The 12,743-nt window shown below is 57.7% G+C and carries 12 protein-coding genes; 4 read left to right on the top strand and 8 right to left on the bottom strand.

Annotation, left to right across the window (positions count from 1 at the left end; all coding sequences use genetic code 11):
* Positions 1–4 precede the first annotated feature (4 nt).
* From dnaJ to grpE, 3 genes are all read right to left on the bottom strand, one after another.
* The gene (dnaJ, locus tag QFW87_RS03885) at positions 5–1,129 is read right to left on the bottom strand and encodes a molecular chaperone DnaJ (RefSeq protein ID WP_008149037.1); all 1,125 of its coding nucleotides are present in this window, start codon (positions 1,127–1,129) and stop codon (positions 5–7) included.
* Between the two features lie 297 nt (positions 1,130–1,426).
* Positions 1,427–3,343, bottom strand: coding sequence for a molecular chaperone DnaK (dnaK, locus tag QFW87_RS03880; protein ID WP_283182905.1), 1,917 nt, complete (start codon positions 3,341–3,343; stop codon positions 1,427–1,429).
* Positions 3,344–3,445: 102 nt separating this feature from the next.
* On the bottom strand, positions 3,446–4,012 hold the full coding sequence (gene grpE, locus QFW87_RS03875; protein ID WP_283182904.1) for a nucleotide exchange factor GrpE: 567 nt from the start codon (positions 4,010–4,012) through the stop codon (positions 3,446–3,448).
* A gap of 241 nt (positions 4,013–4,253) precedes the next feature.
* On the opposite strand from grpE, the gene recN reads away from it, so the two are divergent.
* A complete protein-coding gene (gene recN, locus QFW87_RS03870; protein WP_283189863.1) occupies positions 4,254–5,927 on the top strand; it encodes a DNA repair protein RecN in 1,674 nt (557 codons plus the stop codon).
* A 75-nt stretch (positions 5,928–6,002) separates the two neighbouring features.
* Here recN and fur read toward each other — a convergent pair whose 3' ends face one another.
* Positions 6,003–6,407, bottom strand: a complete 405-nt coding sequence (fur, locus tag QFW87_RS03865) for a ferric iron uptake transcriptional regulator (RefSeq protein WP_003197684.1) — start codon at positions 6,405–6,407, stop codon at positions 6,003–6,005.
* A 97-nt stretch (positions 6,408–6,504) separates the two neighbouring features.
* On the opposite strand from fur, the gene QFW87_RS03860 reads away from it, so the two are divergent.
* Complete coding sequence (locus tag QFW87_RS03860; protein ID WP_283182903.1) at positions 6,505–7,032, top strand: outer membrane protein assembly factor BamE; 528 nt, start codon at positions 6,505–6,507, stop codon at positions 7,030–7,032.
* Between the two features lie 61 nt (positions 7,033–7,093).
* Here the strand turns inward: QFW87_RS03860 and QFW87_RS03855 are convergent, their stop codons facing one another.
* The 3 genes from QFW87_RS03855 to QFW87_RS03845 are packed head-to-tail and all read right to left on the bottom strand — an operon-like array spanning position 7,094 to position 9,246.
* Positions 7,094–7,408, bottom strand: a complete 315-nt coding sequence (locus QFW87_RS03855; protein WP_283189862.1) for an RnfH family protein — start codon at positions 7,406–7,408, stop codon at positions 7,094–7,096.
* A complete protein-coding gene (locus QFW87_RS03850; protein ID WP_283182901.1) occupies positions 7,401–7,835 on the bottom strand; it encodes a type II toxin-antitoxin system RatA family toxin in 435 nt (144 codons plus the stop codon). The genes QFW87_RS03855 and QFW87_RS03850 overlap by 8 nt, the downstream gene beginning before the upstream one ends.
* Positions 7,836–7,842: 7 nt before the next feature.
* On the bottom strand, positions 7,843–9,246 hold the full coding sequence (locus QFW87_RS03845; protein ID WP_283189861.1) for a sodium-dependent transporter: 1,404 nt from the start codon (positions 9,244–9,246) through the stop codon (positions 7,843–7,845).
* Positions 9,247–9,364: 118 nt separating this feature from the next.
* Between QFW87_RS03845 and smpB the strand changes: the two genes are divergently transcribed.
* Entirely contained in the window at positions 9,365–9,847 is a 483-nt protein-coding gene (smpB, locus tag QFW87_RS03840) for an SsrA-binding protein SmpB (RefSeq protein ID WP_008149046.1), read from the top strand.
* A gap of 63 nt (positions 9,848–9,910) precedes the next feature.
* Here smpB and QFW87_RS03835 read toward each other — a convergent pair whose 3' ends face one another.
* The gene (locus tag QFW87_RS03835) at positions 9,911–10,678 is read right to left on the bottom strand and encodes a GntR family transcriptional regulator (protein ID WP_008149047.1); all 768 of its coding nucleotides are present in this window, start codon (positions 10,676–10,678) and stop codon (positions 9,911–9,913) included.
* Positions 10,679–10,940: 262 nt separating this feature from the next.
* Here QFW87_RS03835 and QFW87_RS03830 point away from each other — a divergent pair, with 262 nt between their 5' ends.
* Positions 10,941–12,635, top strand: a complete 1,695-nt coding sequence (locus tag QFW87_RS03830; protein WP_283182900.1) for a lactate permease LctP family transporter — start codon at positions 10,941–10,943, stop codon at positions 12,633–12,635.
* Positions 12,636–12,743: the final 108 nt, after the last annotated feature.

Here is a 12,743-nt window from a genome sequence, read left to right as displayed (position 1 = left end):
CTCCTTACAAATCGCCGAAGAAGCGCTTCACGCCTTCGAACCAACCAGTGGTTTTAGGCGAATGGCTGTTGTCATCTGCCAGCGAGCTACGGAACTCTTCCAGCAGTTCGCGCTGACGACGCCCCAGATTGACAGGGGTTTCGACAGCCACTCGGCACATCAAGTCACCAGCACCGCCGCCGCGCACTGGCGCAACGCCCTTGCCGCGAACACGGAACTGCTTGCCGGTCTGAGTTCCTTCAGGGATTTTCAGTTTGACTCGACCATCAAGGGTCGGAATCTCCAGCTCACCACCCAGCGCGGCATCGACAAAACTGATTGGCACTTCGCAGAACAGGTGCTTGCCGTCGCGCTGGAAGATCGCGTGCTCACGCACGTTGATCACCACATACAGGTCGCCAGTCGGACCACCCTGAGCACCCGCCTCGCCTTCGCCGGACAGACGAATTCGGTCACCGGTATCGACACCGGCCGGCACTTTCACCGAGAGGGTTTTGTACTCTTCGACACGACCTTGACCATCGCAAGAGTCGCACGGATCGGAAATGATCTTGCCCTGGCCATGGCAGCGCGGGCACGTCTGCTGCACCGAGAAAAAGCCCTGCTGCATACGGACTTGACCGATACCGCCACACGTCGGGCAAGTGATCGGCGAGGAGCCTTTCTTGGCACCCGAACCGTCGCACGGCTTGCAGTTGACCAATGTCGGAACACGGATATTCACGGTTGTACCGCGCACCGCTTCTTCCAGATTCAGTTCCAGGGTGTAGCGCAGGTCGCTGCCGCGCTGAGCGCCGCCACGAGAACCGCCGCGACCGCCGCCGAAGAAGTCACTGAAGACATCACCAAAGATGTCGGAGAAGTTCTGACCGCCAAACCCGGCACCGCCGCCACCCATGCTCGGGTCGACACCGGCATGACCGTACTGGTCGTAGGCCGCGCGCTTACTGGAATCGGACAGCACTTCGTAGGCCTCGTTGGCCTCCTTGAACATATCTTCCGACGCTTTGTCATCGGGATTACGGTCCGGGTGGTGCTTCATCGCCAGGCGACGGTAGGCCTTTTTCAGGTCTGCTTCGCTTGAGCCACGCTCAACACCCAATACTTCGTAATAGTCACGCTTTGCCATAAGTCTTTGCACTCTTAAGGACGTTCGGCAAACCTCTCCTGAGCCTTGCCAAACTCGTTGAGCCCCAATACAGGCCCGGACCCAACTCACGTCAATTCAACGATCCTGGTCTTTGATTCGATGCGGTACTTTCGGCTCGAAAAGCAGGAGCATTCCCGGCCATACCGCCAACACACGAGCCTTGTCGCATGCTGTAAAAATTCGCTAACTCCAGACACGCCAACGCGGGAGCAAGCTCCCGCGCGGCGACATCCTACCAGTCACCGCCTGAAGGCAGTCAACCGGGCGACCAACAACTTACTTGTGGTCTTTGACTTCTTCAAACTCAGCGTCGACAACGTCGTCAGCCTTTTCAGCTTTTTCGTCGTGCGGTGCAGCGCCTTCAGCGGGCTGAGCCTGCTCGGCGTACATTTTCTGAGCCACTGGCGCGGAGACTTTCGACAGTTCTTCAACTTTGGCGTCGATAGCAGCCTTGTCGTCGCCTTTGACGGCGGCTTCCAGGGCAACTACTGCGGCTTCGATTGCAGTCTTCTCTTCAGCGGTCACTTTGTCGCCAGCGTCAGCGACCATTTTGCGCGTCGAGTGAACCAGCGCATCGCCCTGGTTACGAGCGGCGGCCAACTCTTCGAACTGGCGATCTGCGTCGACGTTGGCTTCAGCATCGCGAATCATCTGCTGAATCTCTTCCTCGGACAGACCGGAGTTGGCCTTGATCACGATCGACTGAGTCTTGCCGGTAGCCTTGTCTTTGGCGCCTACGTGCAGAATGCCGTTGGCGTCGATGTCGAAGGTCACTTCAATTTGTGGCACGCCACGTGGTGCTGGTGGAATCTCGGCCAGGTCGAACTTGCCCAAAGACTTGTTCTGAGCGGCTTGCTTACGCTCACCTTGCAGCACGTGAATGGTCACAGCGCCCTGGTTGTCGTCGGCAGTCGAGAACACTTGCGATTTCTTGGTAGGAATCGTGGTGTTTTTCTCGATCAGCGCGGTCATCACGCCACCCATGGTTTCGATGCCCAGAGTCAGCGGGCTGACGTCCAGCAGCAGAACGTCTTTCACGTCACCGGCCAATACCGCGCCCTGGATAGCAGCACCCATGGCAACCGCTTCGTCCGGGTTCACATCTTTACGCGCTTCTTTACCGAAGAACTCGGTCACCAGCTTCTGAACCAGTGGCATACGGGTCTGACCGCCGACCAGGATCACGTCGTTGATGGCGCCGATGTCGATGCCCGAGTCTTTCAGAGCGATGCGGCAAGGTTCGATGGTGCGTTGAACCAGGTCTTCTACCAGCGCTTCGAGCTTGGCGCGGGAGATTTTCACGTTCAAATGCTTAGGACCGGTAGCGTCTGCAGTGATGTACGGCAGGTTCACGTCGGTCGAATTGCTCGAAGACAGTTCGATCTTGGCTTTTTCAGCGGCTTCTTTCAGGCGCTGCATGGCCAGCGGGTCACCTTTAAGGTTCATCCCGCTTTCTTTCTTGAATTCGTCGACGAGGTAGTCGATCAGACGAATGTCAAAGTCTTCACCGCCCAGGAACGTGTCACCGTTGGTGGCCAGTACTTCGAACTGGTGCTCGCCATCGACTTCAGCGATTTCGATCACGGAAACGTCGAAAGTACCGCCGCCCAAGTCGTAAACGATTACGGTGTGATCGCCCTTCGCCTTGTCCATACCGTAAGCCAGAGCGGCGGCGGTTGGTTCGTTGATGATACGTTTTACGTCCAGGCCCGCGATGCGGCCGGCGTCTTTAGTGGCTTGACGCTGGCTGTCGTTGAAGTAGGCCGGAACGGTGATCACCGCTTCGGTCACTGGCTCGCCGAGGTAGTCTTCGGCGGTCTTCTTCATTTTCTTCAGAATTTCAGCCGAGATTTGTGGCGGCGACATTTTCTGGCCGTTCACTTCAACCCATGCATCGCCGTTGTCAGCCTTGGCGATTTTGTACGGGACCATCTTGATATCTTTCTGTACGACTTCTTCGTCGAACTTACGACCGATCAGACGCTTCACCGCATACAGGGTGTTGTGCGGATTGGTCACAGCCTGACGCTTGGCCGATTGGCCAACGAGGATTTCACCATCGTTGGCGTAAGCGATGATCGACGGCGTGGTACGCGTGCCTTCAGCGTTTTCAATAACTTTGGCTACGCCGTTTTCAAGCACGGAGACGCAGGAGTTGGTAGTCCCCAGGTCGATACCGATAATTTTGCCCATGTTCACTCTCCCGAAACTTTGGATTTGGTTGCCGCAGCAGTGGTGGCTAACTGCGGTAGCACTTAAACGCTTGACTTCTAAATGGGGGCCTTGCGGCTAATTTCAAGCCTGCTCGTCAATCGAAGGCGAAACCGGTGCCGGAGCCTTGCTGACCACGACCATGGCCGGGCGCAGCAGGCGACCGTTGAGCTGATAGCCCTTCTGGAACACCTTGAGCACGCTGTTCGGCTCGACGTCGGCGCTTTCCTGCATGGCCATTGCCTGATGCTGAACGGCGTTGAACGGTTCGCCATGCGGATCGATCGCTTCCAGCTGATAACGCTTCAGGGTGTCCTGGAACATTTTCAGGGTCAGCTCGATGCCTTCGCGCATTGGACGAATGCTTTCGTCATCCGGGCTGGATAACTCCAGACCACGCTCCAGGCTGTCGATGATCGGCAACAGGTCACCGGCGAATTTCTCCAGTGCGAACTTGTGAGCCTTTTCTACATCCTGCTCGGCGCGACGGCGGACGTTCTGCAGATCAGCCGCTACACGCAAAGCCTGATCATGAGCGCCAGCCAATTGCTCTTCGAGCACTTGAACACGAGTCGCCAGTTCATCACCCGAATCCTGGGCAGCCTGATCGGCGTCTAGATTTTGCGTATCCACTGTCTGTTCGTCAGCCATAGATTTCTCCTTTCAATATCGTCCGCGAGCTCAACTCGCGCTTCTGCCCAGCTATATGGGGCCGCAAAATTCAGCTTCAAGGGGCGCTTATTTATTAACCCTACAAAAAACAGCTGCATTGTCATTCCCAGGCGCACTAAAGATTTCGTCGGATCAAGCAAATCGAGCTAAGGGAGGGCATTGTCAGCCAGAAACAAAACACTGTATAAATAACCAGACCTAAAGCCTGGGAGCGGCCTTTATGCTGGTGCACCTGTCCGTACATAACTACGCCATCGTTGAACATCTCGATCTCGAACTCGATCGCGGGATGAGCGTGATCACTGGGGAAACCGGCGCCGGCAAGTCGATCATGCTCGATGCCCTCGGCCTGACCCTGGGCGATCGCGCCGACAGCGGCGTGGTCCGTCCCGGCGCCGACAAGGCCGATATCCTGGCAACCTTCGACCTGGTCGATATTCCAGAAGCCAGCGTTTGGCTGGCCGAGCGTGACCTGGAGAGCGATGGCCCGTGCATCCTGCGCCGGGTGATCACCGCTGAAGGACGCTCGCGTGGCTACATCAACGGCACGCCCTGCCCCCTCGGCGACCTCAAAGCCCTGGGTGAACTGCTGATCGATATCCACAGCCAGCACGAACATCAATCCCTGCTCAAGACCGACACGCACCGCCGTCTGCTCGACGAGTACGCCGGTGCAACGGACCTTGCCCGCCAGGTACACCTGGCCGCGCAACGCTGGCGCCAGACCCGCCAGGAGCTGGAACGCCTTTCCAATTCCGGCGACGAGCAGCGCGCTCGCCATCAATTGCTCAGTTATCAACTCGAAGAGCTGGAAAACCTCGGCCTCGGCGAAAACGAGCTGGAGCAGCTGGAACAGGAACACAAGAACCTGACCAACGCCGAAACCCTGCTGGGCATTTGCCGGCAGGTGGTCGAGCAATGCAGCGAAAGTGATTCCGGAAATGTGCTGAACGCCCTCACCGCCAGCCTCAATCGCCTTTCGAGCGTCAACAATTCGATTGGGGCCCTGGGTGAAGCCAGCAGCCTGCTGACGAGTGCGCAGATCCAGGTCGAAGAAGCCGTGGGAGAACTGAACCGCTTCCTTGATAACTTCGACGCCGATCCAGCACGTCTTCAGTACCTGGAGGAACGCCTTGATGCGATCTATACCATGGCGCGCAAACACCGCATCCAACCGACCGAAGTGGCCGAGATGCAGCAGCGCTTGCTGGATGAAATCGAAACCCTGAATGCCAACGACGAATCCATCGAGCGACTGAGTGATGAACTGTCTTCCTATGCCCGTCATTATCAGGAGAAGGCTCGTGAGCTGAGCGATTTGCGCCACCAGGCCTCGAACAGCCTGGCCAGCGCCGTGGAGCATGAGATCCAGCGACTGGGCATGCCGGGTGGGCGCTTCACTATCGAGCTGCGCCCCAACAGTAGCGAAGAACTGCTACCCAATGGCCTTGAGCAGGTAGAGCTGCTGGTGAGTGCTAACCCGGGCCAACCTTTGAAAGCGCTGGCAAAAGTGGCATCCGGCGGCGAATTGTCACGGATCAGCCTGGCGATTCAAGTGATCACCGCGCAGACCTCCCGCGTACCGACCCTGGTGTTCGACGAAGTGGACGTGGGCATCGGTGGTCCGACCGCCGAAATCGTGGGCCAATTGCTGCGTCGACTTGGGGAGCGCGGGCAGGTATTGACGGTAACTCACTTGCCGCAAGTAGCAGCGCAGGGACATCAACATCTATTCGTACACAAAGTGCGCGGCGAAGATGCCACTCACACAGCCGTCTCCAAGCTGAGCAAGAACGATCGTGTCGAAGAAGTGGCGCGGATGCTGGGAGGCATCGACCTCACCAAGGAATCTCTGGCTCATGCCAGGAAAATGGTCGTCACCGCGAAAATTTAAGACCGGCAGAAAGCACGAAGGCGACCCTGGGGTCGCCTTCGCTCGTTTCGCGAACCTTAAGTTCGCGCGACATGCTTACTTTTTCTTGCGTACGTACAGTACAAGGTTGTGATCAACCATCTCGAAGCCATACTTGTCGACGATTGCCTTCTGCAGTCGCTCGATTTCTTCGTCGAAGAATTCGATCACTTCACTGGTCTCGACGTTGACCATATGGTCGTGATGCTTGCCGTCGTCCAGCTCGAAGACCGCATGGCCCCCGTCGAAGTTGTGCCGCACCACAAGGCCAGCTGCCTCGAACTGGGTCAGGACACGGTAAACCGTGGCCAGACCGACGTCCTCACCAGCTTCCATCAGCGCCTTGTAGACGTCCTCGGCACTCATGTGGCGTTGCTCGGCGGAATCGAGCATTTGCAGAATTTTGACCCGTGGAAGGGTCACTTTGAGGCCGGCTTTGCGTAGTTCGCTATTTTCAACCATGGTCAGCTTTCTCGCGATGCTGCTTCGCAGCTTCTCTTAATGCGGGTATGATCGGCGTTTACGTTGTCCCAGCCAAGATAGTGGAAGTCGCCCACCGATGCAAAACACCAAGCTCTTGCTAACCAGTTTCACCTTTGTGGGACTGCTCGCACTCGCCGGTTGTTCATTCCCCGGGGTTTACAAAATCGACATCCAGCAGGGCAATGTCGTCACGCAGGACATGATAGACCAGTTACGCCCGGGAATGACCCGCAAGCAAGTACGGTTTATCATGGGCAACCCTCTGCTGACCGACACGTTCCATGCCGATCGCTGGGATTATCTGTACAGCCTGCAACCGGGTGGCGGTGAACGCCAACAGGAACGCATTAGCGTTATCTTCAACCCAAATGACCAACTTGTCAGCCTCTCTGGTGATTTCATGCCAGGCGTGAGCCGCGACGAAGCCATTCTCGGCAAGGACAGCGGCACTACAGTTGATGCGCCAGCAGAAAACGCCGAGAAGCCGAAACCAGAAAAACCGGTCAAGCCAGGTTCGTTGCTGGACCAGATCCAGAAGGATGTCGACGGTGTAGAAACCGTTCCAGTCCCGACTCCAGAACCTCTGGAAACCTCACCGCAATAATTTGCGACGCAATAAAAAACCCGGCATGTCCGGGTTTTTTATTGTCCAGCGCTTGAGCGAATCACTGATTCCGGGTTTTGGCCTCAGCAGCCTTGGCTGCGCGCAACCGACGAACCTCTTTCGGATCAGCCAGCAATGGCCGGTATATCTCGATGCGATCTCCAGCCTGGACAGGATGCTTGTCCGGATCAGCGATCACTTTACCGAAGATCCCCACCCGGCAACTGGCCAGATCCAGCTCGGAAAACGCCTCGCCGATGCCTGACTTCAGCAAAGCTGCCCGCACTGTCGTTCCTGCTGGAACCGCCACCGAGAGAAGCACTTGGCGATCAATGGCGGCATACACCACCTCAACGTCGATCACGGCCTCAACCATGCATTTGCTTGGCGCGCTGGCAGAAGGCATCCACCAGCGTATTGGCCGCCTGATTGAACAACGGCCCCAAGGTCGCGCGGACAATCGACCCGGCGTAATCGAACGACAGATCCAGACTGATCTTGCAGGCTTTCTCGCCCAACGGTTTGAACACCCAGACGCCATGCAATTGATTGAATGGGCCTTCCTCGAGATTCATCTCGATCGAATGCCCAGGCACCAGCGTGTTGCGCGTCACGAAATGCTGGCTCAGCCCACCCTTGGCAACACCTACGCTAGCGCGCATATGCTCAGAAGAACTCTCCAGGACTTCGGCCGATGAGCACCACGGCAGAAATTCCGGGTAACGCGCCACGTCGTTGACCAGGTCATACAGCGCTTGTGCCGGATACGGCAGCAGGGCCGAACGTTGAATGTGTGTCGTCATGTCAGCGTCACTTCCACAGCTGGGCGGCAAACACTACGAGAATGCCGATGGGCGCCACATAGCGCATCAAGAACAAGGACAGGGCGAACAACGCAGGGTTGCGGATCGACAACTCGTCGCGTACCGCTTCACGCCCCATCACCCAGCCTGCAAACACCACGAAACACAAACCACCGAGTGGCAACATGATCCGCGAGGTGAAGAAATCGATCACACCAAAGAAGTCCAGCCCACCGGCCGCACCCCATTGATAGAGGTGGAACATTCCGCCTTCGTTCACGAAAAATTTGGCTTCCTTCCAGATATTGAAGGAAAACACCGTGCCCAGACCGACAAACCAGCAGATAAATGACAGCCAAAAGGTCACCCAGGCGCGGCTGACTTTCGTACGTTCAACCAGGTAAGCCACCATCGGCTCAAGCAAGGAAATCGCCGAGCTCCAGGCTGCAATCGCTACGAGCACGAAGAACACTACGCCCATCAACTGGCCAAACGCTACGTTACCAAAGGCAAATGGCAGGCTTACGAACATCAGGCCAGGGCCCTCGCTCGGGTTCAGGCCCGCGGCGAACACGATCGGAAACAATGCCAGACCAGCTACCAGGGAAACGAAGGTATCGAGCAGTGCCACGCCGACGATGGTGCCGGAAATCGATGAATTCTTCGGCATATAGGCGCCGTAGATCATGATCGAGCCGACGCCCACGCTCAGGGAAAAAAACGCGTGCCCCATGGCGGGCAGCAAGCCGTCGAGTACTTTTTCCGGGTGGAAGTCGAACATGAAATGCACGCCTTCCATGAAATGGCCGGTGGTCATGCTGTAGCCCAGCAGAACAATCACCATCACGAACAGCAGCGGCATCATGATCCGCAGGCTGCGCTCCAGGCCGGCGACCACGCCCTTGGCGATGACCACGGCCGACAGCAGCATGAAAATCGTGTGCCAAAGTGTCAGGCGCCATGGGTCGGCGATCACATTTCCAAAGTACGCGCCGACCTGATCAGGTGTTGCACCCTGGAAGTCGCCACGGCCCATGTCGATGATGTAATCCAGCGACCAGCCGCCAACCACACTATAGAAAGACAAGATCAGCAACGCCGTGATCATCCCGGCGAATGCGCCCCAGGACCATTTACCCGAATGCCCGGCTTCCAGCGCTAATACCTTCAAGGCGTTGGCCGGACTCTGACGGGCGCGGCGGCCGATCAGGGTTTCGGCCAGCATGACCGGCACACCGATCAGCGCGATACAGGCCAGGAACATCAGCACGAAGGCGCCGCCGCCGTAGACGCCGACCATGTACGGGAATTTCCAGATACTACCCAGGCCCACGGCCGAGCCGGTCGCGGCGAGTATGAAGACCCAGCGGCTAGCCCAACTGCCGTGGACAGAAACCTTGTCTGTCGACATCGTTATCACGCCCAAGCGTTCAAAAAAGAGGCCGCATTGTCCGGGATTCAATCAACGTGCTCAAGCACGTAGCGATACCGTAGCCGACTCGCGTGCAACTCCCTATAATGCCGCCCCTATGGCTAAACAGAAGAAACACCCAACAGGGACCATCGCGCAAAACAAAAAGGCGCGACACGATTACTTCATCGAGCACAAGTTCGAGGCTGGTCTGGTCCTGGCCGGCTGGGAAGTAAAAAGTCTGCGGGCAAGCAAGCTGCAACTGGTCGACAGTTACGTGCTGCTCAAGGATGGCGAAGCCTGGCTGCTCGGTAGCCACATTACGCCACTGATGACCGCCAGCACCCACGTCATCGCTGATCCGACCCGCACCCGAAAATTGCTGCTCAACCGGCGCGAGCTGGAAAAGCTGGCCACGGCCGTGCAGCAAAAAGGTTACGCCTGCGTGTGCCTGTCCTGGTACTGGAGCAAGCACATGGTCAAGTGCGAGATCGCTCTGGGCAAGGGCAAGAAGGAATACGACAAGCGTGATACCGAACGCGAACGCGACGCCGGTCGCGAGTTGCAGCGTGCGGTGCGCAACAAGGGCAAGGAAGATTAACTCTTTGCCTTGAGTTCGCCTTACCTGATCGTTCCCACGCGTGGGAACGATCAAACCTCCTGACTACATTCCCTTGCGCCGCTCCGCCCGAGCCATGCGCTGTACTTCCTGACGCACTTCTTCCAGCACTTCCTGCACATACAAGATATGTCGGCTGGAGACTTCCCGCGCCTGCTCGGCCCTTCCTTCAATAATCGCCAGGTACAACTCCCGGTGCTGTGTGATCAGCATGTCGCGGGTTTCCGTACGCTGTTTGTACATTCCGCCGATGTTGGTCACCACGTTACGCTTGAGCAGATCGAACAACCCGCGAATGGTGTGCAGTAACACCGCGTTGTGACTGGCTTCAGCAATTGCCAGGTGGAATTTCGCATCCGCCGCCCCTTCTTCCGCCCGGCTCACCTCGTCGTGACGCGTATAACAGTCCTGCAATTCGTTGAAGGCCGCGGTCAATCGCTCGCGATCAACGTCCGTAGCACGCATGGCTGCGTAATAGGCGCAGGAGGCTTCCAGGGTGTGACGAAATTCCAGCAGATCGCGCTGCGCTTCAGGGTTGCTTTCCAGCAGATGCAGCAGCGGATCGCTGAAGGTTGACCCCAGCGACTCCACCACATAATTGCCACCGCCCTGGCGACTGACCAGCAAGCCCTTGGCCGCCAGTTTCTGAATCGCTTCGCGCAACGAAGGGCGTGACACGCCGAACTGCTCGGCCAACGCACGTTCGGCCGGCAAGCGCTCACCCGCCTTCAGCGTGCCTTCGAGAATCATTCCCTCGAGCTGCTCGACAATATCGTCAGACAAACGGCGCTGACGAATCTGATCAAACCCCATAACTCATTTCTCCACGATCCCGACGGCTCGCCGGGGTCTCTATTCTGGCCTATCAGCGCTGCATCAGCACCTGCCAGACGACATGTCGTCGAGCGGACCAGATGACTTCTGCACCACGTATTCGACAAAAGTTTTAGGGCGGCAAATTGACACGCCGCCTACAAGGCTTTTACCCTACCCAACAGCGATTGTAAATTGGTATTACCAATTATCCAAGAACGCTGACCAGTGCCTGACCAACAACAATTAGGGGCCACCCCATATGCAAACCTGGCAACAGCTTTATTCTCCGCTCGGCAGTCTCGGCGTGTCCGCGCTCGCGGCCGTTATCCCCATCGTGTTTTTCTTCCTGGCATTGGCCGTGTTCCGACTCAAAGGACACGTGGCCGGCAGTATCACGCTGGCCTTGTCCATTGCCGTGGCGATCTTCGCCTTCCAGATGCCGGTCGACATGGCCTTCGCCGCCGCCGGCTATGGTTTCGCCTACGGTCTGTGGCCGATTGCCTGGATCATCGTGGCGGCGGTATTCCTCTACAAACTGACGGTCAAGAGTGGTCAGTTCGAAGTGATCCGCAGCTCGGTGCTGTCGATCACCGACGACCAGCGCCTGCAAGTGCTGCTGATCGGCTTCTGCTTCGGCGCCTTCCTGGAAGGTGCTGCCGGTTTCGGTGCGCCGGTCGCGATTACCGCCGCACTGTTGGTAGGACTGGGCTTCAACCCGCTGTACGCCGCGGGCCTGTGCCTGATCGCCAACACCGCGCCGGTTGCGTTCGGAGCCCTGGGGATTCCGATCATCGTTGCCGGGCAAGTCACCGGTATCGACGCGTTCAAGATCGGCGCCATGACGGGCCGCCAACTGCCGCTGCTGTCGCTGTTCGTGCCGTTCTGGCTGGTGTTCATGATGGATGGCCTGCGCGGCGTGCGGGAAACCTGGCCGGCAGCGCTGGTAGCCGGTTTGAGCTTTGCCATTACCCAATACTTCACGTCGAACTTCATCGGCCCGGAACTGCCGGACATCACCTCGGCCCTGGCCAGCCTGATTTCCCTGACGCTGTTCCTGAAAGTCTGGCAGCCAAAGCGCGCCGCAGGCCAACACATCGTCGGTGCCGTCTCGGCTTCCGTGGTGAGCGCCAGCACCGGCGGTTTCGGCCTGCCGCGCAGCACCGTGGCTTCGCCCTACAGCCTCGGTGAAATCCTCAGAGCCTGGTCACCATTCCTGATCCTCACCGTGCTGGTGACCATCTGGACGTTGAAACCCTTCAAGGCGATGTTTGCCGCTGGCGGGTCGATGTACAGCTGGGTGTTCAACTTCGCCATCCCGCACCTGGACCAAATGGTGATCAAGGTCGCACCGATCGTGGCCGCCCCGACCGCTATTCCGGCGGTGTTCAAACTCGACCCGATTTCCGCGACCGGCACGGCGATTTTCTTCTCTGCGCTGATCTCGATGCTGGTACTGAAGATCAATGTCAAAATTGGTCTGACCACTTTGAAAGAGACCTTCTACGAACTACGCTGGCCGATTCTGTCCATCGGCATGGTGCTCGCCTTTGCCTTCGTCACTAACTACTCGGGCATGTCCTCGACCATGGCGCTGGTTCTGGCAGGCACCGGTGCAGCATTCCCGTTCTTCTCGCCGTTCCTCGGCTGGCTGGGTGTGTTCCTGACCGGTTCCGACACCTCGTCCAACGCACTGTTCAGTTCGCTGCAAGCGACCACTGCGCACCAGATCGGTGTGAGCGATGTGTTGCTGGTTGCGGCGAACACCAGCGGTGGCGTGACCGGCAAGATGATCTCGCCACAATCGATCGCCGTCGCCTGCGCCGCGACTGGTCTGGTGGGCAAGGAATCGGACCTGTTCCGTTTCACCCTCAAACACAGCCTATTCTTTGCAACGATCGTCGGCCTGATCACGCTGGCTCAGGCCTACTGGTTCACCGGCATGCTGGTGCACTAAGTACTACACGATAAAAAGCAAAAACCGACGCCGGACCACGATTCCGGCGTCAGCTATTCACAACCCGGTCTGTAAGGCTGCTGAAAGCTTGCCTCTCTATATTCAGCA

This window comes from Pseudomonas sp. PMCC200344 (genome assembly GCF_030053095.1).
Taxonomy (GTDB): domain Bacteria; phylum Pseudomonadota; class Gammaproteobacteria; order Pseudomonadales; family Pseudomonadaceae; genus Aquipseudomonas; species Aquipseudomonas svalbardensis.
Note: the sequence above shows the minus strand (reverse complement) of the source record. Positions and strands in the feature narration are given on the sequence as shown.

What these genes read in the sequence shown, in the direction of transcription:
- dnaJ (WP_008149037.1), bottom strand. Translation starts at nt 1,129, where the DNA reads ATGGCAAAGCGTGACTATTACGAAGTATTGGGTGTTGAGCGTGGCTCA.
- dnaK (WP_283182905.1), bottom strand. Translation starts at nt 3,343, where the DNA reads ATGGGCAAAATTATCGGTATCGACCTGGGGACTACCAACTCCTGCGTC.
- grpE (WP_283182904.1), bottom strand. Translation starts at nt 4,012, where the DNA reads ATGGCTGACGAACAGACAGTGGATACGCAAAATCTAGACGCCGATCAG.
- recN (WP_283189863.1), top strand. Translation starts at nt 4,254, where the DNA reads ATGCTGGTGCACCTGTCCGTACATAACTACGCCATCGTTGAACATCTC.
- fur (WP_003197684.1), bottom strand. Translation starts at nt 6,407, where the DNA reads ATGGTTGAAAATAGCGAACTACGCAAAGCCGGCCTCAAAGTGACCCTT.
- QFW87_RS03860 (WP_283182903.1), top strand. Translation starts at nt 6,505, where the DNA reads ATGCAAAACACCAAGCTCTTGCTAACCAGTTTCACCTTTGTGGGACTG.
- QFW87_RS03855 (WP_283189862.1), bottom strand. Translation starts at nt 7,408, where the DNA reads ATGGTTGAGGCCGTGATCGACGTTGAGGTGGTGTATGCCGCCATTGAT.
- QFW87_RS03850 (WP_283182901.1), bottom strand. Translation starts at nt 7,835, where the DNA reads ATGACGACACACATTCAACGTTCGGCCCTGCTGCCGTATCCGGCACAA.
- QFW87_RS03845 (WP_283189861.1), bottom strand. Translation starts at nt 9,246, where the DNA reads ATGTCGACAGACAAGGTTTCTGTCCACGGCAGTTGGGCTAGCCGCTGG.
- smpB (WP_008149046.1), top strand. Translation starts at nt 9,365, where the DNA reads ATGGCTAAACAGAAGAAACACCCAACAGGGACCATCGCGCAAAACAAA.
- QFW87_RS03835 (WP_008149047.1), bottom strand. Translation starts at nt 10,678, where the DNA reads ATGGGGTTTGATCAGATTCGTCAGCGCCGTTTGTCTGACGATATTGTC.
- QFW87_RS03830 (WP_283182900.1), top strand. Translation starts at nt 10,941, where the DNA reads ATGCAAACCTGGCAACAGCTTTATTCTCCGCTCGGCAGTCTCGGCGTG.